The organism is Plantactinospora veratri, assembly GCF_036421995.1.
Taxonomy (GTDB): Bacteria; Actinomycetota; Actinomycetes; order Mycobacteriales; family Micromonosporaceae; genus Plantactinospora; species Plantactinospora veratri.
In genome coordinates this window covers 240,663-261,336 of sequence record NZ_JAZGQL010000016.1, presented here as the reverse complement: position 1 = coordinate 261,336, position 20,674 = coordinate 240,663, and the positions used below count along the sequence as shown (strand labels likewise).

The window sequence follows — 20,674 nt, the reverse complement described above, 5'->3', positions numbered from 1 at the left end:
ACTCGCAAAACCTGTGAAACGCGACACGGGCCCGATGCGACAATGCTGTCGGTTACCGCACGGCGTAGCCTTGGACCCGTCTTTCGACGCAGCCCCCCGGACCGGTGGGCAGGAGACCGCGTGACACCAACCCGCGTGAAAGAGGCGATTACCGGCCGTGTCGACCCAGCAGACTTCGCAGGAAAATCCACTGGCGGGGTTCGGCCCCAATGAGTGGATCGTCGAGGAAATGTACCAGCGCTACCTCGCCGACCCCGCCAGCGTCGATCCAGCCTGGCACGACTTCTTCGCCGACTACCGACCCGCCGCCGGGCAGTCCGGCCCGGACGGCGGCGGCGCCGGTGACGCCAAGGTGACCGGCGCCAAGGGTGGCTCCGGGACAGCCGTCGAACAGCCTCCCGCCACCGCACGCACCTCCGCCAGGACCGAGGCCGCGCCGGCCACCCCGGCCAGCAGCCCGGCACCGGCCAAGCGCGCCACCCCGGCGCCGGACGGCAAGGCCGCCGCCGCACCGAAGCCGGCCGCGAGCGCACCGAAGCCGGCCGCGAGCGCACCGAAGGCCGCCGCGCCGAGCAGCGCGGGTAAGGGCAGCACGCCGAGTACCGCCGGCAAGGGCGCCGCGACCAAGCCCTCCGGCGCCCAGACCACCCCGCTGCGCGGCGTGGCCGCCCGGATCGTGCAGAACATGGACGCCTCGCTCTCGGTGCCGACCGCGACCAGCGTCCGCGCGGTCCCGGCCAAGCTGCTGGTCGACAACCGCATCGTGATCAACAACCATCTCGCCCGGGGCCGGGGCGGCAAGGTCAGCTTCACCCACCTGATCGGATGGGCGCTGATCAAGGCGCTCGCCGAGCACCCGGAGATGAACAACTCCTTCACCGAGGTCGACGGCAAGCCGGCGCTGGTCAAGCCGGAGCACGTCAACCTGGGCATCGCGATCGACCTGGCCAAGCCGGACGGCTCACGCACCCTGGTGGTGCCGTCGATCAAGGCCGGCGAGCAGATGGACTTCCGGCAGTTCTGGCAGGCGTACGAGGAGATCGTCCGGCGGGCCCGGCGCAACGAGCTGACCATGGAGGACCACGGCGGTACGACGATCTCGCTGACCAACCCGGGCGGGATCGGCACCGTGCACTCCCAGCCGAGGCTGATGGCCGGCCAGGGCACCATCATCGGGGTCGGCGCGATGGAGTACCCGGCGCCGTACCAGGGGATGTCCGAGGAGACCCTCGCCGAGCTGGCGGTCAGCAAGATCATCACGCTGACCAGCACGTACGACCACCGGATCATCCAGGGCGCCCAGTCCGGCGAGTTCCTCAAGACCATCCACGAGCTGGTCCTCGGCGAGCACGGCTTCTACGACGAGATCTTCACCTCGCTGCGCATCCCCTACGAGCCGGTGCGCTGGATGCGGGACGTGGCGGTCAGCTCCGAGGGACAGATCGACAAGACCGCCCGGGTGATCGAGATCATCCACGCCTACCGGGTCCGTGGACACCTGATGGCGGACACCGATCCGCTGGAGTTCAAGATCCGCAAGCACCCGGACCTCGACGTACTCCAGCACGGCCTGACGCTGTGGGACCTGGACCGCACCTTCCCGGTCGGCGGCTTCGCCGGCAAGCAGAAGATGAAGCTGCGCGAGGTCCTCGGGGTGCTCCGGGACTCGTACTGCCGCCGGGTCGGCGTGGAGTACATGCACATCCAGGACCCGGAGGAGCGGCGCTGGATCCAGGAGCGGATAGAGCGCAAGTACACCAAGCCGGCGCCGGACGAGCAGAAGCACGTGCTGAACCGGCTCAACGCGGCCGAGGCGTTCGAGACCTTCCTCCAGACCAAGTACGTCGGCCAGAAGCGCTTCTCGCTGGAGGGCGGCGAGTCGCTGATCCCGCTGCTCGGCGAGGTGCTGGAGTCGGCCGCCGAGAACGACCTCGACGAGGTCGTGATCGGGATGGCCCACCGGGGCCGGCTGAACGTGCTGGCCAACATCGTCGGCAAGCCGTACGAGAAGATCTTCTCGGAGTTCGAGGGGCACCTCGACCCGCGCTCGACGCAGGGCTCCGGCGACGTGAAATACCACCTGGGCCAGGCCGGCAAGTTCACCACGCCGGACGGCGAGCACTCGATCAAGGTGTCGGTGACCGCCAACCCGTCGCACCTGGAGGCGGTCGACCCGGTGCTGGAGGGGATCGTCCGGGCCAAGCAGGACCGGATAGACCTCAAGCTGGAGGGCTACACCGTGCTGCCGGTGGCGGTGCACGGCGACGCCGCCTTCGCCGGTCAGGGCGTGGTCGCCGAGACGCTCAACCTGTCGCAGCTGCGCGGCTACCGCACCGGCGGCACCGTGCACGTGGTGGTGAACAACCAGGTCGGCTTCACCACCGCCCCGGAATACTCGCGCTCCAGCCTCTACAGCACCGACGTGGCCCGGATGATCCAGGCGCCGATCTTCCACGTCAACGGCGACGACCCGGAAGCCGTGGTCCGGGTGGCCCGGCTCGCTTTCGAATACCGGCAGGCGTTCAACAAGGACGTCGTGATCGACATGGTCTGCTACCGGCGGCGCGGGCACAACGAGGGCGACGACCCGGCGATGTCCAACCCGCTGATGTACAAGATCATTGACTCGAAGCGGTCGGTCCGGAAGCTCTACACCGAGGAGCTGATCGGGCGCGGCGACATCACCGTGGAGGACGCGGAGGAACTGCTGCGCGACTTCCAGGCCCAGTTGGAGCGGGTCTTCAAGGCCACCCGGGACGCCGCCTCGTCGGCCCGGCCGGCCGCCCGGCCCCGCCGCCAGCCGGAGCCCGAGCCGCAGGTGGAGACCGCCACCAGCGTCGCCGCGCTCCGCGCGGTCGGTACGGCACACACCTCGCTGCCCGACGGTTTCACCCCGCACAAGCGGATCCAGCAGCTGCTGGACCGGCGGGCCAAGATGACCGAGGCCGGCAACATCGACTGGGGCCTCGGCGAGATCATCGCGTTCGGCACGCTGCTCCAGGACGGGGTGACCGTCCGGCTCGCCGGTCAGGACTCCCGGCGCGGCACCTTCGTGCAGCGGCACGCCGTCATCGTGGACTCCCGGACCGGGGCCGAGCACACCCCGCTGAGCACCCTGGCCACCGACCGGGCCCGGTTCTTCGTGCACGACTCCCTGCTCAGCGAGTACGCGGCGATGGGCTTCGAGTACGGCTACTCGGTGGAGAACACCGAGGCGCTGGTGCTCTGGGAGGCGCAGTTCGGCGACTTCGCCAACGGCGCGCAGACCGTGGTCGACGAGTTCATCTCCTCCGGCGAGGTGAAGTGGGCCCAGCAGTCGGCGGTGACGCTGCTGCTGCCGCACGGGCACGAGGGCCAAGGCCCGGACCACACCTCCGGCCGGCCGGAGCGGTTCCTCCAGCTCTGCGCCGAGGACAACATGCGGATCGCCATTCCGAGCACCCCGGCGAACTACTTCCACCTGCTTCGCCGGCAGGCGCTCTCACCGAAGCGCAAGCCGCTGGTGGTCTTCACCCCGAAGTCCCTGCTCCGGCACAAGCTCTGCGTGTCCAGTGTGCAGGACTTCACCACCGGCACCTTCCAGCCGGTGCTGACCGACAGCTCGGGCGTGGCGCCGGAGGCGGTCAAGCGGGTGCTGCTCTGCTCCGGCAAGGTCTACTACGACCTGCTCCAGGCCCGTACCGACCGGGGCATCACCGACACCGCGATCGTCCGGATGGAGCAGCTCTACCCGCTGCCGATCGAGGAGGTCCGGGCCGCGCTGGCGCAGTACCCGAACGCCGAGGACTTCGCCTGGGTCCAGGAGGAGCCGGCCAACCAGGGCGCCTGGTCGTTCGTCGCGCTCAACCTGCTGGAGCACCTGGAGGGCGTACGGCTGCGCCGGATCTCCCGGCCTGCGGCGGCCGCCCCGGCGGTCGGCTCGGCGAAGATGCACGACGTCGAGCAGTCCGCGCTGGTCGAGGCGGCACTGCCCCGCCCCTGACGTAGGTAAGGAAGGGCCCCTTCATATACAGAAAGCGATATGAAGGGGCCCTTCCTTTCAGCACCAGCACCAGCACCGTCGAGAGAGGACGTCGTGTACTTCACCGACCGAGGCATCGAGGAACTCGTCGAGCGCCGGGGCACCGAGACGGTCACCCTGGAGTGGCTGGGCGCGCGGCTGCGTGACTTCGTCGACCTGAACCCGGAGTTCGAGACGCCGGTCGAGCGGTTCGCGACCTGGCTGGCCCGGCTCGACGACGAAGACGACCTCTGACGGCCCCTACGGGGCAAGGTAATCGTCAGGATTCTTGGCGATCCGTGGTTCGCCGTGCGCGGTAGGTCGCCAAGAATCCTGACGATGGTCCCACCTTGTGGTCGCGAACCCGGCGGGCGGCTCAGCCGAGCGCGAGCCAGCCGACCAGTGCGGCCACCACCACGACCGCGACCGCGATCCCGGCGATCAACGGCAGCCTGGACGGCGGTTCGGCGGTCGCCGGTTCGGGAGAGTGCACGAAGGCCCGGAACGCCTCGGTGTTGCCACTGGGGTCGGGGTGCTGATCAGCCATGCCGAGCACGATAGCGAACCTGGGCACGGTCGGGCTTGCCCTACCCTCGCCGCCCGGTCGCCCCTACCCCGGACCTGGGTGCTCGCCGGATCGAGCCTGACCGGTCCGGCTCATAGCGTCGGGTCATGACCACGTCGACGCTTCTGCCACCGCCGACCACCGGTTCCGACGGCGGCCCGGCGGTCTCCCACAACCGCAACCTGGCCGCGAGAATCGCCGGCTGGAGCGCCCGGCACCGGGGCATCGCCGTCCTGGGATGGCTGCTGTTCGTCATCGCGGCGACCGCGCTCAGCGCCGTCGTCGGCACCGTCGAGGCCAAGAGCAGCGAGTCCGGGCACGGCGACTCCCGCCGGGCGGACGAGATCATCGCCGCCGCCGGCTTTCCCGACCGGGCCGCCGAGATGGTACTGATCGAGAGCGACGACCTGGTCGCGGAGGATCCCGCCTTCCGGGCCGCGGTCACCGACACGGTCGCGGCGGTCGAGCGCACCGGCCAGGTGCTGGACGTCCGGTCGGACGCGGTCTCCGGCGACCGGCACGCCGTACTCGTCACCTTCGGGCTGACCGGGCCGGCCGAGGGTGCCGCCGACCGGGTCGGACCGGTACGCGACGCGGTCGCCGCCGTGCAACGCGCCCATCCCGAGCTGTACGTGGCGCAGACCGGCGGGGCCAGCATCGGCGAGGCGATCGGCAGGACCCTGGACGCGGACATGCACCGGCTGTCGATGCTCTCCATCCCGGTGACGCTGGGCATCCTGATCGTGGCGTTCGGGGCGCTGCTCGCCGCCGTACTGCCGATGGGGCTGGCGCTGACCGCGTTCCTGGGTTCGCTCGGGCTGCTCGCCGCGGCCAGCCGGCTGGCTCCGGCGGTCGACACCACCATGCACCTGATGCTGCTGATGGGGCTCGCGGTCGGGGTCGACTACTGCCTGTTCTACCTGCGTCGGGAGCGGGAGGAGCGGGACCGGGGCGCCACTGCCCCGCAGGCGCTCGCGATCGCCGCCGCCACCTCCGGCCGGTCGGTGTTGATCTCGGCGCTGACGGTCATCATCGCGATGTCCGGGATGTTCCTGACCCAGGACACCACCTTCATCAGCCTGGCCACCGGCACGATCCTGGTGGTCGCCACCGCCGCCGTCGGGTCGCTCACCGTGTTGCCGGCCGTGCTGAGCAAGCTCGGCGACCGGATCGACCTGGGCCGGGTACCCGGGCTCTACCGCCGGCGGTCGAGCGGCCGGTTCTGGCGCACCACGATGAACGTGGTGCTGCGCCGGCCCGGGATCTCCGCCGCGCTGGCCGCCGTCACCCTGCTGACCCTGGCCGCGCCGCTGCTCGGGATGCGGACCGCCGAGGAGGACATCACGGCGCTGAAGAACCCGGCCCCGGCGCTGGGCGCCTTCCTCCGGGTCAAGGCCGCCTTCCCCGGCGGTGCCGAGCCGGCGGTGGTGGCGATCCGGGCGGACGACGTGACCACCCCGGCGCTGACCGCCGCGATCGACGACCTGAAGACCCGGGCGCTGGCCACCGGCCAGCTGCACGAGCCGGTCACCGTCGAGGTCAACCCGGACCGGACCGTCGCGGTGGTCAGGGTGGGACTGGCCGGCTCCGGCGTCGACGCCACCTCCGAGCGGGCGGTACGCGTGCTGCGCGAACAGGTCGTCCCGCGCACCGTGCAGGGCGTGGACGGTGCCGAGGTACTCGTGACCGGGCTGGCTGCCGACTCGGTCGACTTCAACGCGGCGCTGGGCCGCAGCGTGCCGCTGGTCTTCGGCTTCGTGCTGGGGCTGGCGTTCCTGCTGATGCTGGTGTCGTTCCGGTCGCTGGTGGTGGCGGCGACCGCGATCGTGCTCAACCTGCTCTCGGTGGCCGCCGCGTACGGGCTGCTGGTGGTGGTCTTCCAGCACGGCTGGGGCGAGGCGCTGCTCGGCTTCGAGTCGGTCGGCTCGATCACCAACTGGGTTCCGCTGTTCCTCTTCGTGATCCTGTTCGGGTTGTCGATGGACTACCACGTCTTCGTGCTCAGCCGGATCCGGGAGGGGCACGACCGGGGCTGGCCGAGCAAGCTGGCGGTCTCCCGGGGCATCCGGGGTACCGCCGGCGTGATCACCAGCGCGGCCGTGGTGATGGTCGCGGTCTTCGCCCTCTTCACCACCGGCACGGTGGTGTCGATGAAGGAACTCGGTTTCGGCCTGGCGATCGCGGTGCTGATCGACGCGACCATCGTCCGGGCGGTACTGCTGCCCGCGGTGATGGTGCTGCTCGGGGAACGGAACTGGTATCTGCCCCGGTGGCTGGGCTGGCTGCCCCGGCTCTCGCCCGACGAGGTGCCGTCGGGCGGGCTGTCGCAGGGCGTGCCCACCGGGGGCGGGGCGTCGGTGCGCTAGGCGACCGGGCCGGGGGGACGGTTGCCGGGCACCGGCGAATCGGGGGCGGACGGTGGGACAAACCGTCCGGGTGGTCGCCGTACGAGGACCGGAAAGCTGGCCTCGTACGGCGTTCCGCCGTCTAGCGTCGATGCTGTGCGCGTGAACCCCAGGGTCTCGGGGCTCTTCGTCCTGCTACTGCCCATCGCGCTCACCGCCAGCGGGTGGGTGGTCGCCGCTCCGGCTCCGGCAGCATCGCCCGGTTCCGCCCCGGATCGGACGTACGCGGTCGGCGTGCGTACGCTCGATCTCGGTCGCGGCACCGCCCGCCCGCTCCGGGTCACCATCTGGTACCCGGCCCGGGACGACCGGCCGCAGCGTTCCGCCGCCGGGCCCGGCACGCCCCGCCGGGACGCCCCGGTCGCGACCGGCCGGTTCCCGATCGTGCTCTTCAGCCACGGCCTGCACAGCCTGCCGGAGCTGCACGCCCCGCTGACCACCCGGTGGGCCTCGGCCGGCTTCGTCGTCGCCGCGCCGGCCTATCCGCACACGAAGCGCGCGGCGCGCCGCTTCGACCGGGGCGACATCCGCCGCCAGCCCGGTGACGCCTGGCGGGTGATCCAGCACCTCAGCCGGCTGGACCAGGTTTCCGACGACCGGTTCGCCGGGCATCTGGCGGTGACCCGGATCGGCGCGGTCGGGCACTCCGCCGGTGGCTACACCACCGCCGGACTCTTCGCGCCGGGACACTCGGCGCTTCTGCGCGGCGGGATCGTGATCGGTGGCGCCGGAATGCCCGGAGGGACCTTCGGCGGGCCGCCGGCACCGCTGCTCTTCGTGCACGGTGACGCGGACCGGGTCGTACCGGTGACCCGTGGCCGGGACGCCTTCCGCCGGGTGCCCTGGCCGAAGGCTTTCCTGACGGTACGCGGCCAGGGGCACGGCGAGTACCTCATCCCGGGCCGGCGCGGCTTCGCCCAGGTCCTGGCCGCGACGACCGAGTTCCTGCGCTGGACGCTCTACGGCGACGCCCGGGCCCGGCGTGACCTTCCGGCCGGTGCCGGCGACCCCGGCACCACCGTCTTCGCCGACGGTCTGGACTGAGCGTTCCCGGTGGTCAGTGGGCGTACCGGGGTCGACCGAGCCCGGGCCGACCGGTCGGCCAGCGAGGCAGAATCGATGTCATGCCCCGACATCCCCTGCGTGCCGCGCTCGCCGTCGCGACCGTCACCACGGCGCTGGCGGTGACGCTGACCGGCTGCTCCCGGCCCGGCCGCCCGGTCGCCGACCGGCCCGCTCCGGCGGGAAGTCCGACTCCGGGCGCTACCGCATCCGTCGACCCGACCCCGCCCGGGGTGGCACCGAGCCGCCGGTTCGCGGTCGGGGTACGGGAGCTGGGCTACCGGCGGGGTGCTGACCGCCGGCTGCCGGTCACCGTCTGGTATCCGGCCGAGGGAGCGCCGGGCGGCTCCCCGGACCGGAACGCCCGGGTCGCCGACGGACGGTTTCCGGTGGTGTTGTTCAGCCACGGCCTGACCGGCCGGCCGTCGGACTACCGGGCGCTGCTGGTGCGCTGGGCGGCGGCGGGCTTCGTGGTGGTGGCGCCGACCTATCCGTACACGAGCCGGGGCGCCTCCGAACTCCAGGTGCTCGACGTGGTCAACCAGCCGGCCGACGCGTCGTACGTGCTGACCCGGGTGCTGGCCCTGGACGGCGAGCCCGGCGACCCGCTGCGCGGGCATCTCGCCGTCGACCGGGTGGCGGCGGCCGGGCACTCGGCGGGCGGGGTCACCACGATCGGCCTCTTCACGGCCGGACGGGACGCCCGGCTCGACGCCGGCATCGTGCTCGCCGGCACCGCTCTCGGCGTCGGCACCGCGTTCAGCGGGGCCGCCGCACCTCAGCTCTTCGTGCACGGGGAGCGCGACGACGTGGTGTCGTACCGGGCCGGCAGGGCGGCGTACGACCGGGTTCCCTGGCCGAGGGCGATGCTGACGCTGCCGGACGGTGACCACGTCGGCGCGCTGCTCGGTGATGACGAGCGCGCCCTCGACGTGGTCGCCGGCACGACCGTCGAGTTCCTCCGCTGGACCCTGTACGGCGACGCCCGGGCGCTGCGCCGGCTGCCGGCCGAGGCGACCCGGGGCGGGCTGGCGACCCTCGACAACCGGCTCTGAGGCCGCTCGCCCGGCATCCCTCGGCCTCCGGCGGGACGGCCGGGCGCGGCCGGTCCTGGCCCGACCGGCCGCGCCCGCGAGGGGTGGACTAACCCACCACCGGCTTTCGGTTGTCCGCGTAGAGGTTGGTCGCCCGGTCCCAACTGATGCCGCGCTGGTCAGGTCGGGCTATCACGCCATATCTGTGGTTTCGCCCGAACACATTGCCACTGAGCCGGATGTTGGACGCATTCAGGTCTGTGCGCACTCCGATGGAATAGTTGCCGCCGTTGCAGTAATTGCCCTCGAAGACCAGGTTCGAGACGATCGGCCCGGTGGTCGATCCGATCATGAGACAGGCGTTGAACGGGTCTCTGGTCACCGGGTTGTACGCCTCCAGCGTGTTGCCCCGGACCACGATATTCGAGGCGCCGGTGGTCTGGAGCGTGTCGTTGTGCGAGCCCGGTCCCCGGGTCAGATGGTGAATCCAGGAATCCTCGACCACGACGTCGCTGCCGAGCCGGGGCCCGTCGATGACGTTGCTGATGTCGACCCGGCGCAGCGTGTATTCGCCGCAGCAGACCGCCGCGGAGTTCTTTCCCCTGCCGTTGATCTCGACATCCTCCACCAGCAGGTTCACCGCGTCGATGGTACGAATCGAATAGATCCCGTCGCAGGTGATCCGGGATTTGCGGATCACGACGTTCTTGGCGGTGACGGTCACGCAGCCGGTGATGTTCAGTCCGCTGAGCACCTGGCCGTCCTGGGTCACCTTGATCGAGCCGGAGGCCCGCAGCGTCGTGCCGGGCGGCACGCCGGTGTTGTCGGGGCCGGGGAACGAGGAGGGTGCCCGGCTGGCCGGTGCCCTGGTCACGGTCGCCGAGGCGCTCCCGTCCGCCCCGTCCGGGGAGTCCTCGGGGGCCGGAGTGGTGCGGTCGGGGGTCGGCTCCGGTGAGGCGGCGGAGGGCAGGTCACCGGCGGCCACCGGCTTACCGTTCCAGGTCGACATGATGATCGTCGCGGGGGCCTCCGGTGAGTGCATGAAACCGTTCTTGCATCCGGAGACGCGCACCTTGCGGGCCGTGTAGTTGCCGAAGACGAGACCATTGGTTTCGGGCTCGGTGCACTGAATCCTGGTGTTCTCGATCAGCGCTCCGGAGAAGCCTTCGAAAATCCGTACGGCGTGCGCTCCGCCGTACTTGATCGTGCTGTTCCTGATCGTGACGTCGTCCGCCTTGATGTGTACGTACCCATCGATCTTGCGGCCGTCGAGCACCGTCCCGTTCCGGGTAATGGTCATCGAGCCGTCGCTGCTGCTCGCGACGGCCACGCCGATCCCGGCGAGAATGATCCCGAGCGTCGCCGAACCCACCACCAGGGATCGGGGCGTACGCCAGCCGCGCCCAGGGGCACGACGAGATGGGGGTCGTTGCTGATTATGCTGACCCGCCACAGAGAAACTCATCAAGATCCGACTCCTTCGCCGTACAGATTCGTCCGCGATCAGAGGGGCGGAACGGGACGACTGTACCCGCCGACCCCAAGCCGACGGAGACGCGAAGGAAATGGCGAAAAGCCAACCTTTATTTTTCCTAAAGTCAGCCTTTACCCCGACTTTCCGGTGCATTGCGACTGACTTATCCTGCCCGGCTGTCCGTTTTGGTTCCGGGCAAAACGTCCGGATTTACAAATACTGTCACCGCGCGTGTTCGGACCGTGAGCATCCCTGCGCCGGGCCCCGACCCGGTTCGAAGACGGCTCCGGCTACGCGCCGTGGTCCAGTACCACCTTGCCGAATGCCTCGCCGGAGAGCAGCCGGGCGAAGGCCGTACGCACCTCCGAGAACGGGTACGTCCCGTCGACCACCGGCCGGATCCCCCGCCGCACCAGCAGGCCGAGCAGTTCGGCCAACTCGGCCGGGGTACCCATGGTCGAGCCGAGGATCTCCAACTGCATCGCGAAGACCCGACGCAGGTTCACGCTCGGCTCGTACCCGGCGGTGGCGCCGGAGACGACGATCCGGGCGCCCGGGGCGGCCGACTTCAGCGAGTGGTCGAAGGTCGCGGCCCCGACCGTCTCGATCACCACGTCGACCCGCTCCGGCAGCCGGGCTCCCGGCTCCAGCGCCGTCGCACCCAGCGCGGCGACCCGCTCCCGCTTGCCCGGGTCGCGGCTGGTCGCGTACACCCGCTTGCCGAGCGCCACCGCGAGCATCACGGCGGCGGTCGCCACGCCGCCGCCGGCCCCCTGCACCAGCACCGACTCCCCGGCGTCCACCCGCCCCCGGGTGGTGAGCATCCGGTACGCGGTCAGCCAGGCCGTCGGCAGGCAGGCCGCCTCCGCGAAGGAGAGCCCGGACGGCTTGGGTACCAGGTTGGCGCGGGGCACCGCGACCCGCTCGGCGAGGGTGCCGGGGTGCCGCTCGGAGAGCAGCGAGAGCCCACGGGGATCGCCCGGATCGGGGATCACCGGATACAGCACGACCTCGTTGCCGTCCGGGTCGACGCCCGCGGCGTCACAGCCGAGGATCATCGGCAGCCGGTCGGCGGCCAGCCCGACCCCGCGCAGCGACCAGATGTCGTGATGGTTGAGCGAGCTGGCCCGGACCTCCACCGTCACCCAGTCCGACTCCGGATGGGCCGGCTCGGGCCGATCCCCGACGACCAACGCGGCGAGCGGGTCGTCGGCGTCGAACTTCGAGGCGTAGGCGGCACGCATGATCGACACGTTACACCCGCCCGGGAGCGGCCGCCCTCCGCCAACCACCGGCGCACCACCCGGCCGCCGACCCTCCGCCGACCACCTCGGCCGCCGACCCGCCTCGGCCGCCGGTCAGCAGGGTCAGAGGCTGGCCACAGCGGTCAGGCGCGGGCGACGCCGTCGCGCCGGGCCGCCTCGGCCACCGCTTCGGCCACCGCCGGTGCGACCCGGGGGTCGAGCGGCGACGGCATGATGGCGTCGACCCGGAGCTGCCCGGCCTCGGCGCCGCTCCGCTCCGCTCCGTCCGACCAGGCCGCCTCCACCGCCGCGATGGCGTCCGCCGCCGCCACCTTCATGCCCTCGGTGATCCGGGTCGCCCGTGCCGCCAGCGCGCCCCGGAAGATGCCCGGGAAGGCGAGCACGTTGTTGATCTGGTTGGGATAGTCGCTGCGGCCGGTCGCCACCACGGCGGCGTACCGGGCCGCCACCTCGGGATGCACCTCGGGCGTCGGGTTGGCCAGGGCGAAGACGGCACCGCCGGGCGCCATCCCGGCCACCGCCTCCTCGGGGATCTGTCCACCCGAGACCCCGATCAGCACGTCGGCGTCGCGCAGCGCCTCGGTGATCCCGCCGACCCGGCCGGCGGCGTTGGTCAGCTCGGCCAGCTCGGTCTTCGAGGAGGTCAGGTCCGGCCGGTCGCCGTGCAGGATGCCCCGGGAGTCGCAGACCACCACCTCGGCCGGATTCACCCCGCCGGCCACCAGCATCTTGGTCACCGCGACGCCGGCCGCACCGGCGCCGCTGACCACCACCCGCAGGTCGCCGAGCTTGCGGTTGAGCAGCGTCGCGGCGTTGCGCAGCGCGGCGAGCACCACGATGGCGGTGCCGTGCTGGTCGTCGTGGAAGACGGGGATCGGCAGCGCCTCGTCGAGCCGGCGCTCGATCTCGAAGCAGCGGGGCGCGCTGATGTCCTCCAGGTTGATGCCGCCGAACGACGGCGCCAGCGCGGTCACCACCGAGACGATCTCGTCGACGTCCTGGGTGTCCAGACAGATCGGTACGGCGTCCACCCCGCCGAACTGCTTGAAGAGGACGGCCTTGCCCTCCATCACCGGCATCGCCGCGCGCGGACCGATGTTGCCGAGTCCCAGCACGGCCGAGCCGTCGGTGACCACCGCGACGGTGCGCGAGACCCAGGTGTAGTCGTCCGCGAGGGCGGGATCGGCCGCGATCGCCTCGCAGACCCGGGCCACCCCCGGGGTGTACGCGAGGGAGAGGTCCTCCCGCGTGGCCAGCGGCACGGTCGAGGCGACCGCCAGCTTGCCCCCCCGATGCAGCTCGAAGGCGGGATCGGACGGGTCCACGGCGGCGGATGACATGGTGACTCCAAGGATCGCGACGATGCATTCCATTCGAGGGGCGGCCGGCTGGACGCGAGATCGGCGATCACCGGCAGCGGTGCGGGGGTCACCCGGGTATGGCCTACAGAGCATAGTGGCGTAAGGGGACCCGGTTGCCCCGCAGGGTCATACCGACCGGTAACGGAACCACTTCGGGTGCGGCCAGTAGCGGGCCACCACCCGGCCGAGGACGTCGGCCACGCCGTAGACCCGGGAGTCGTCGGTCACCAGCGGGTTGTCGCCGTGCAGTTCCCAGCCGCCGTCGGCGGGGCGTACCGCGCGCTTGACCACCAGCAGTTCCGGCCGGCCGCGGAAGACGCCGACCACCACGTCACCGGCGCGGACGGCCCGACCGCCGCGCCGGACCAGCAGCGCGTCGCCGTGCCGCAGGGTCGGCACCATCGACGGCCCGACCACGAGCACGGCGAAGAGCGGCGCACCGGCTCGGCCACCCGCCGCGGAAGGGCCGGTGGAGGGGCCCGTGGACACCCAGTTTCACCTCCGCCCCTTCGGGGACATATCGCAGGAGTACTGTCATCCTGGATCATCACAGACGTGCCTTGGAGGGTCCCATGCGGCTTCCACGCATCCTTACACCACGAACTGTCGCGTACGCCCACTGCGACCTGCCCTGCGGCGTATACGACCCGGCGCAGGCCCGGATCGAGGCCGAGTCGATTAAGGCGATCGACGAGAAGTACGCGGCGAACACCGACCCCGAGTTCCGCACCCGGGCGCTGATCATCAAGGAGCAGCGCTCCGAGCTGGTCAAGCACCACCTCTGGGTGCTCTGGACCGACTACTTCAAGCCGCCGCACTTCGAGAAGTACCCGCAGCTGCACCAGCTCTTCAACGAGGCCACCAAGCTCGCGGGTGGCGGCGGAGGCACCAAGGCCACGACCGACGGGTCCAAGGCCGACGAGCTGCTCCAGAAGATCGACGAGATCGCGAAGATCTTCTGGGAGACCAAGCAGGCGTGAGCTCCGCCACCCCGCCGGTCACCGGCCGGCGGGACGTCGACGCCGATGTGCCGGCCGGGTCGTGCATCCGGTCGGCACGTCGGCGCGACGGGTCGGTAGAGTCCGAGACGGGGGGACAGGCCTGGTGACTTCGCTGAGCACACCGCCGACGACCGGCGACGACGTCGTCCTACTCACCGTGCCCGCCGACGGTGGCTTCCTCGGCGTGCTGCGGACCGCGACCGCCGGCCTCGCCGCACGCCTGCACTTCGCCCTCGACGAGATCGAGGATCTGCGCATCGCCGTCGACGAGGCCTGCGCCATGCTGCTGGCCGTCGCGACCCGGGACGCGGAGTTGGACTGCCGCTTCGCGGTCACCGACGACGCGCTCACCGTCGAGGTCTCGGTGCCCACCGCCCGGGGGGCACGGCTGCCGGCGGAGTCGTCGTTCGCCTGGAAGGTACTGACGGCGCTGACCACCTCCGCCTCGGCGACCGCGACCGGTGACCGGGCCACCATCATGCTGCTGACCCGACGCGCCGCCGCGGTCTGAGCCCTCGGAGGTCCTGATCAGACCCGTTCGGTGTCGAAGCCGAGCGCCCGGTTGGTGCCGGTGCTGATCAGCAGTCCCACGACCAGCAGACCGAGCGCGATCAACGGCGCGCCCAGCCAGGCCAGCCCGCCCAGGATCATGAAGTAGCCGACCGGCAGCAGCATGAGCTGCAACACGATCGCCGGCGCCCGGGCACCCGGCCGGCGCCGGTTGAGCGCGGTGCCGATCACCCAGAGCAGCACGGCTCCGCCGGCCGCGAAGAGGGTGACCAGGAGCGCGGAGAGCAGGTCGGCCGCGGTGGCGGTGAACAGCTCGTAGACCAGGAAGAGCGTCAGCAGAGCCAGCCCGATCCCCTCGGCGCGCAGCAGCCACACCGCCCAGCGCAGTGGGCCGGGTACCGGTTCGGGGTCGCTCGTCACGGCCGCCACGATACCCCGGCGGCCGCGGTACAGTGCCGCCCATGCGGGCCATCCTGGTGGTCAACCCCAAGGCCACCACCACGACGGGCCGGGGCCGCGACGTTCTCGTCCGCGCGCTCCGCAGCGAGGTGGACCTCACCGTCGAGTACACCCGGCGGCGCGGCCACGCGGTCACCCTGGCCAGGGAGGCCGCCCGGCAGGGCGTCGACCTGGTGGTGACGCTCGGTGGTGACGGCACCGTCAACGAGGTGGTCAACGGCCTGATGAGCGCCGGACCGTCGCGTACCGCCGACGACCGGCCACCGGCCGGGCAACTGCCCGCGCTGGCGACCGTACCGGGTGGTTCGACCAACGTCTTCGCCCGGGCGCTGGGACTGCCCAGGGAGTGGCCGGAGGCGACCAGCCTGATCCTGGAGGCGCTGCGGGTGGGGCGGGTCCGCACCGTCGGGCTCGGCCTCGCCGACGACCGGTACTTCACCTTCTGCGCCGGCCTGGGCATGGACGCGGCGGTGATCCACCGGGTGGAGCGGGCCCGCCGGCGGGGTCGGGTCTCCACCCCGAGCCTGTACCTGCGCTCGATCGTCAGCCAGTATCTGGTCGGCGCCGAGCGGCGGCACCCGACGATCCGGCTGGAGCGGCCCGGCGAGATCACTGAGGGTGAGCTGGCGACGGTGGTCATCCAGAACACCGCCCCCTGGACGTACATCGGGGACCGCGAGGTCAATCCGAACCCGGACGCCTCGTTCGACCTGGGTCTGGACATCCTGGCGCTGCGTCGACTGCGGGTACCGAGCACCACACGGATGGTGACGCAAAGCCTGTCACGACGGCCGGATCCGCGTGGCCGGCAGATTCTGCGGCTGCACGACCTGGAGGAGTTTTCCCTGGTCGCGGAGCAGCCCCAGGCGTTCCAGCTGGACGGCGACTATCTCGGCGAGCGAAACAAAGTCCGATTCACGTCCGTCCCGGCCGCACTGCGAGTAATCTGCTGACCCTGGGGTACTGCGACCGGTAGCGAACCTCTGAAGCCTGCGACGAGGGCGGTGCCGGAAATGCCAGCAATGTCGGGTGGACTGTACTATATTGATTCTCGGCTGTGGCGCACCGGGTGCCGACGAGGGTGGGAATCCGGACAAATGGGCCGTGACCTGTCTCACCTGCCTAGAGTTTTTCCGGGCGCTACCCTTGACATCGCGAGCGTTCGTGAAAGTATTCACAAGCGAACTTGAGTTACCGGGACATTGCGTGGGCGCGTTCGACCCGACGACCGCCGCCCCGCACGTCCCACAACACAAAGCCTGCTCTCGCGCTGCCGAACCGACGGGCTTCAGACCGTCGTGATCGGCACCGCGGACGCATATAGAAAAGATCCACGAAGCACTGCCGCCCACCCAGATTGAGGAGTGTTGCCGCCATGGACTGGCGCCACCATGCTGCCTGCCGCGACGAAGACCCGGAGCTGTTCTTTCCGATCGGAACGTCCGGTCCGGCCGTCCTGCAGGTCGAGCAGGCCAAGGCCGTCTGCCGGCGTTGCTCCGTGACCGACGAGTGCCTGAAGTGGGCGCTCGAATCCGGTCAGGACGCCGGAGTCTGGGGCGGAATGAGCGAGGAAGAACGGCGCGCCGTCAAGCGCCGTGGCGGCCTTCGGGTACTGCGCGCTCACTCCGCCTGACCGACCGCACAACGCAACGGACGCCCTGGGGCTCGTTCCCCGGGGCGTTCTGCCGTTCACCACTAACACGTTCCGTTGTTTTGAGAACGCGTTCTGCTGTTGTCGTGACGATGGATAGTGGATCGACAACATTCTGCTGATCAATTCGCCGACGCCGAAGCCGAAGAAGATTCCACCCGACGGCCGCGGATTCCGACCGCGATTCGCGGGCCGGTGAACGCCGGCCGCAGCCCCACCGGAACCTCGCGAATCGGCCACCGAGAGCCTCGGCGGCCGAAGACTACCGTGGGTAGCAAGGCGCGATCACGTTGCGTCACCATTCGCCACGCTCGCCACCACCAGCGGGGACGCCTACCAAGAGTCACCGGTCAACACCCCGGCCACCCGCCCGAGCACGAGCTGGACCAGTTCCGGAGCGTCGCCCAGCGGGGCGGCCACGGCTACCGCGCCGGCCTCCCGGGCCGACGCCAGGGCCGTCTCGCAGAGCCGCCCCGGAGCCAGGAAATAGGTCGCCACCGCCACCCGCCGGGCACCGGCCTCGCGCAGCGCGCTGACCGCCGTACCGGCCGTCGGCGGAGCCGCCGAGGCGTATCCGACCCGGGTCGGCAGGCCCGTTTCGAGGTGGAACGCCTCGGCCACCTGCTCGACGGTCTCCCGCGCGGCGGCGTCCCGGGTACCGGCGGCAGCCAACACCACGCCGTCGATGCGCTCCAGAGGCACCGGGTCGAGGGCCTCGGTCAGCCGGCGCAGCAGCCCGGCCAGGAGTCGTGGATCGACCCCCTGCGCGGTCGGGCCGAGCACCTCGGTGGTGCGTACCGGAATCCGCAGCCCCGCCTCCCGGGCCGCCTCGACGGTACGCGGAATGTCGACCCGGCCGTGGTACGCGGCCGTGAGCAGCAGCGGCACCAGTATCGCCCGCCGGTGACCGGCCGCCTCCAGCTCGGCCAGTACCGCACCGGGCCGGGGCGGGCCGTGGTCGAGATAGCTGGCCCGGACCGGCAGGCCGGGCCGGGCCGCCGCCACCGCCCGGGCCAGCGCCTCGGTCACCCGGGCGGCCCGAGGATCGCCGCTGCCGTGCGCCACCAGCACGACCGGGGCCGGCTCGGGGCCGGCCACCGGCGCTGCGGCGGCTCCTGCCGTCACACGTGCAGGCCGCACTCGGTCTTCTCGAACATGGCCCAGCGGCCGGCCCGAGGGTCCTCGCCCGCCTTGGTACGCCGGGTGCAGGGCCAGCAGCCGATCGAGGTGTAGCCCTGCCGGAACAGCTCGTTGACCGGCACGTTCCACCGGGAGATGTAGGCGTCGACGTCAGCCTGCGACCAGGCGGCGATCGGGTTCACCTTGACCTTGCCGCGCCGCGGGTCGAAGCCGACCACCGGGGTGTTGGCCCGGGTCGGCGACTCGTCCCGGCGCAGCCCGGCCGCCCAGGCGTCGTAGTCGGCCAGGGCCCGCTCCAGCGGCTCCACCTTGCGCAGCGCGCAGCACTCGTCGGGCGCCCGGGAGAAGAGCCGGGGACCGTACTCGCCGTCCTGCTGGCCGACCGTCTGCCGGGGCCGGATGGAACGTACGTTGACCGGCAGGGTGCGGGCCACGGTGTCGCGTACCCGAAGGGTCTCCGGGAAGTGCAGGCCGGTGTCCAGGAAGACCACGTCCACCCCGGGCACCACCCGGGAGACCACGTGCGCGAGTACGGCGTCCGCCATCGAGCTGGTGACGCAGAACCGGTCGCCGAACTCGCCGGCCGCCCAGCGGACGATCTCCTGGGCCGGTGCCCCCTCCAGTTCGCGGTTCGCCTCCTCGGCCAGCGCCCGCAACTGCGCCGGGTCCCGCCGGGAGGGGCTGGCCGGCACCTGCGGACCGAGCGTGACCAACCCGAGGTTGGCCGCGACAACCGGACTCATCGGCGCTCTCCTTCGTTCGCGACTGCGGGGCTCGCAAGCTCACTCCTCGCGCTCACCGCTGCTCTCCTTCGTTCGCGACTGCGGTGGCGAGCAGGCCGGTGAACTTGACCGTGAAGACCCGGGCGCAGGCCCGGCACTCCCAGGCACCGTGCGACGCCTCGTTGGGTCGCAGGTCCTCCTCGCCGCAGTACGGGCAGTACAGAGGTGCGGCTCGGGTGTCACCACTCATCGCAGTTCCTCCTCGTCGACTCGCACGACCCAGTTCGCGAAGCTCTCGCCCTCGGTACGGCCGTCCAGATAGCGGCGGGTGAGCCGCTCGACGTACTCGGGAAGCTCCGCCGCGGTGGTCTTGAGGCCGCGCAGCTTGCGGCCGAAGCCGGCGGACTGGCCCTGTGCCATCCCGAGGGCGCCGCCGAGGTGCACCTGGAAGCCCTCGACCTGTCGCCCGTCCGGCCCGACCACGAGCTGGCCCTTGAGGCCGATGTCGGCGGTCTGGGTCCGGGCGCAGGCGTTCGGGCAGCCGTTGAGGTGGATGCTCAGCCCCTCGCCGAGGTCGGCCCCGGCGAGCCGCTCCTCCAGCCGGGCGACGAGTTCCTGACCCCGGGCCTTCGTCTCGACGATGGCGAGCTTGCAGTATTCGAGGCCGGTGCAGGCCATCGTGTCGCGCCGCCAGACCGACGGGAACGCCTCCAGGCCGATCCGGCGCAGCGCCGCGACCAGCGAGTCGGTCCGCTCGGCCGGCACGTCCAGGACCAGCAGTTTCTGGTACGGGGTGAGGCTGACCCGGCCGCTGCCGTGCTCGGCGGCGATGTCGGCCAGCTCGGCGAGCTGGGTGCCGGAGGTGCGCCCGACCACCGGGGCGGCGCCGACGTAGTGTCGCCCGTCCCGCTGCCGGTGCACCCCGATGTGGTCGATCGGCTTCTCCGGCAGCTCCGGAGCCGGTCCGTCGAGCATGCCGCGGCCCAGGTATTCCTTCTCCAGCACCTCACGGAACTTCGCCACACCCCAGTCGGCGACCAGGAACTTGAGTCGGGCCCGGTGCCGCAGCCGGCGGTAGCCGTAGTCGCGGAAGATCCCGACCACTCCGGCCCAGACCTCCGGGACCTCGTCGAGCGGCACCCAGACGCCGAGCCGCTGCGCCAGCATCGGGTTGGTGCTCAGGCCGCCGCCGACCCAGAGGTCGAAGCCGGGGCCGTGCTCGGGGTGCTCGACGCCGAGGAAGGCGACGTCGTTGACCTCGTACGGGGTGTCGGCCAGCCAGGAGATCGACGTCTTGAACTTGCGCGGCAGGTTGGAGTACGCCGGGTCGCCGATGTACCGGCGGACGATCTCGTCCAGTGCCGGGGTCGGGTCGAGCAGCTCGGCCTCGGCGATCCCGGCGACCGGGCTGCCGAGCACCACCCGGGGGCAGTCGCCGCACGCCTCGGTGGTCTGCAAGCCGACCGCCTCCAGCCGGCGCCAGATCTCCGGCATGTCCTCGATCCGGACCCAGTGCAGTTGGATGTTCTGCCGGTCGGTGATGTCGGCGGTGTCCCGGGCGTACGTCTGGGAGACGTCGGCGATCGTCCGGAGCTGGTCCAGGTTGAGCTGGCCGCCGTCGATCCGGACCCGGAGCATGAAGTACTCGTCTTCGAGTTCGTGCGGCTCCAGCACGGCCGTCCGCCCGCCGTCGATGCCGGCCTTGCGCTGGGTGTAGAGCCCCCACCAGCGGAACCGCCCACGCAGGTCCTGTGGGTCGATCGAGGCGAAGCCGCCACGCGCGTAGATGTTCTCGATCCGGGCCCGTACGTTCAGCGGGTTGTCGTCCTTCTTGGTCCGCTCGTTGGGGTTGAGCGGCTCACGGTGCCCGAGCGCCCACTGCCCCTCGCCTCGCGGACGGCGGGCCGGTCGGGCCGCACGTGCGCTGCTGCCCGCCGGTGCGCTGGTGGCGTCGAGCCGAGCCGGGGTGTCGCTGACCGCCATCGCGGCGTCCTCCGTTGTTCGGTGTGACTCGGTGGACGCGCA

Annotated in this window: 19 protein-coding genes; 9 read left to right on the top strand and 10 right to left on the bottom strand. The window is 71.3% G+C overall.

From position 1 onward, the window contains the following. Positions 1-157: 157 nt before the first annotated feature. Together V1634_RS21900 and V1634_RS21895 are read left to right on the top strand one after the other, a co-directional pair. Positions 158-3,982, top strand: coding sequence for a multifunctional oxoglutarate decarboxylase/oxoglutarate dehydrogenase thiamine pyrophosphate-binding subunit/dihydrolipoyllysine-residue succinyltransferase subunit (locus V1634_RS21900; protein ID WP_331209745.1), 3,825 nt, complete (start codon positions 158-160; stop codon positions 3,980-3,982). 93 nt (positions 3,983-4,075) lie between these two features. Continuing rightward, positions 4,076-4,255 carry a DUF6104 family protein gene (locus tag V1634_RS21895; protein ID WP_107257951.1) on the top strand — a complete coding sequence of 60 codons (180 nt, stop codon included), beginning with the start codon at positions 4,076-4,078 and terminating at the stop codon, positions 4,253-4,255. Between the two features lie 121 nt (positions 4,256-4,376). Here V1634_RS21895 and V1634_RS21890 read toward each other — a convergent pair whose 3' ends face one another. Beyond that, positions 4,377-4,547 carry a hypothetical protein gene (locus V1634_RS21890; RefSeq protein ID WP_331209744.1) on the bottom strand — a complete coding sequence of 57 codons (171 nt, stop codon included), beginning with the start codon at positions 4,545-4,547 and terminating at the stop codon, positions 4,377-4,379. 125 nt (positions 4,548-4,672) lie between these two features. Here V1634_RS21890 and V1634_RS21885 point away from each other — a divergent pair, with 125 nt between their 5' ends. The 3 genes from V1634_RS21885 (at position 4,673) to V1634_RS21875 (ending at position 9,087) form a co-directional block, all read left to right on the top strand. Then, positions 4,673-6,931, top strand: a complete 2,259-nt coding sequence (locus V1634_RS21885) for an MMPL family transporter (protein WP_331209743.1) — start codon at positions 4,673-4,675, stop codon at positions 6,929-6,931. Positions 6,932-7,072: 141 nt separating this feature from the next. Further along, positions 7,073-8,014 (top strand): alpha/beta hydrolase family protein, encoded by a 942-nt coding sequence (locus tag V1634_RS21880; protein ID WP_331209742.1) that lies wholly within the window; start codon positions 7,073-7,075, stop codon positions 8,012-8,014. Between the two features lie 80 nt (positions 8,015-8,094). Beyond that, positions 8,095-9,087 carry an alpha/beta hydrolase family protein gene (locus V1634_RS21875; protein WP_331209741.1) on the top strand — a complete coding sequence of 331 codons (993 nt, stop codon included), beginning with the start codon at positions 8,095-8,097 and terminating at the stop codon, positions 9,085-9,087. An 88-nt stretch (positions 9,088-9,175) separates the two neighbouring features. Here the strand turns inward: V1634_RS21875 and V1634_RS21870 are convergent, their stop codons facing one another. The 4 genes from V1634_RS21870 to V1634_RS21855 all read right to left on the bottom strand — a co-directional run bounded on the left by V1634_RS21870 (position 9,176) and on the right by V1634_RS21855 (position 13,568). Further along, entirely contained in the window at positions 9,176-10,531 is a 1,356-nt protein-coding gene (locus V1634_RS21870) for a right-handed parallel beta-helix repeat-containing protein (protein WP_331209740.1), read from the bottom strand. A 299-nt stretch (positions 10,532-10,830) separates the two neighbouring features. After that, positions 10,831-11,793: a zinc-binding dehydrogenase gene (locus tag V1634_RS21865; RefSeq protein WP_331209739.1), complete on the bottom strand. Its 963-nt coding sequence runs from the start codon at positions 11,791-11,793 to the stop codon at positions 10,831-10,833. Between the two features lie 134 nt (positions 11,794-11,927). Beyond that, complete coding sequence (locus V1634_RS21860) at positions 11,928-13,145, bottom strand: NAD(P)-dependent malic enzyme (RefSeq protein WP_331209738.1); 1,218 nt, start codon at positions 13,143-13,145, stop codon at positions 11,928-11,930. A 147-nt stretch (positions 13,146-13,292) separates the two neighbouring features. Next, a complete protein-coding gene (locus V1634_RS21855; RefSeq protein WP_407951826.1) occupies positions 13,293-13,568 on the bottom strand; it encodes a S24/S26 family peptidase in 276 nt (91 codons plus the stop codon). A 170-nt stretch (positions 13,569-13,738) separates the two neighbouring features. Between V1634_RS21855 and sodN the strand changes: the two genes are divergently transcribed. Together sodN and V1634_RS21845 are read left to right on the top strand one after the other, a co-directional pair. Next, entirely contained in the window at positions 13,739-14,146 is a 408-nt protein-coding gene (sodN, locus tag V1634_RS21850; RefSeq protein WP_101369770.1) for a superoxide dismutase, Ni, read from the top strand. Positions 14,147-14,270: 124 nt separating this feature from the next. Next, on the top strand, positions 14,271-14,678 hold the full coding sequence (locus V1634_RS21845; protein ID WP_331209736.1) for an ATP-binding protein: 408 nt from the start codon (positions 14,271-14,273) through the stop codon (positions 14,676-14,678). Positions 14,679-14,695: 17 nt separating this feature from the next. Here the strand turns inward: V1634_RS21845 and V1634_RS21840 are convergent, their stop codons facing one another. Beyond that, positions 14,696-15,097 carry a hypothetical protein gene (locus tag V1634_RS21840; RefSeq protein WP_331209735.1) on the bottom strand — a complete coding sequence of 134 codons (402 nt, stop codon included), beginning with the start codon at positions 15,095-15,097 and terminating at the stop codon, positions 14,696-14,698. A gap of 41 nt (positions 15,098-15,138) precedes the next feature. Here V1634_RS21840 and V1634_RS21835 point away from each other — a divergent pair, with 41 nt between their 5' ends. After that, the gene (locus tag V1634_RS21835) at positions 15,139-16,089 is read left to right on the top strand and encodes a diacylglycerol/lipid kinase family protein (protein ID WP_331209734.1); all 951 of its coding nucleotides are present in this window, start codon (positions 15,139-15,141) and stop codon (positions 16,087-16,089) included. 422 nt (positions 16,090-16,511) lie between these two features. Next, the gene (locus V1634_RS21830) at positions 16,512-16,769 is read left to right on the top strand and encodes a WhiB family transcriptional regulator (protein WP_101371857.1); all 258 of its coding nucleotides are present in this window, start codon (positions 16,512-16,514) and stop codon (positions 16,767-16,769) included. Positions 16,770-17,120: 351 nt separating this feature from the next. On the opposite strand, the gene V1634_RS21825 is transcribed toward V1634_RS21830, so the two are convergent. Genes V1634_RS21825 through V1634_RS21810 form a run of 4 tightly spaced genes read right to left on the bottom strand, consistent with a single transcriptional unit; the run spans position 17,121 to position 20,632 of the window. Next, positions 17,121-17,927: a sirohydrochlorin chelatase gene (locus V1634_RS21825; protein ID WP_407951822.1), complete on the bottom strand. Its 807-nt coding sequence runs from the start codon at positions 17,925-17,927 to the stop codon at positions 17,121-17,123. After that, positions 17,909-18,670 carry a phosphoadenylyl-sulfate reductase gene (locus tag V1634_RS21820; RefSeq protein WP_331209733.1) on the bottom strand — a complete coding sequence of 254 codons (762 nt, stop codon included), beginning with the start codon at positions 18,668-18,670 and terminating at the stop codon, positions 17,909-17,911. The genes V1634_RS21825 and V1634_RS21820 overlap by 19 nt, the downstream gene beginning before the upstream one ends. Before the next feature lie 52 nt (positions 18,671-18,722). Continuing rightward, positions 18,723-18,899 carry a hypothetical protein gene (locus tag V1634_RS21815; protein ID WP_331209732.1) on the bottom strand — a complete coding sequence of 59 codons (177 nt, stop codon included), beginning with the start codon at positions 18,897-18,899 and terminating at the stop codon, positions 18,723-18,725. Beyond that, positions 18,896-20,632, bottom strand: a complete 1,737-nt coding sequence (locus V1634_RS21810; RefSeq protein WP_331209731.1) for a nitrite/sulfite reductase — start codon at positions 20,630-20,632, stop codon at positions 18,896-18,898. Before V1634_RS21810 ends, V1634_RS21815 begins: the two co-directional genes overlap by 4 nt. Positions 20,633-20,674 lie beyond the last annotated feature (42 nt).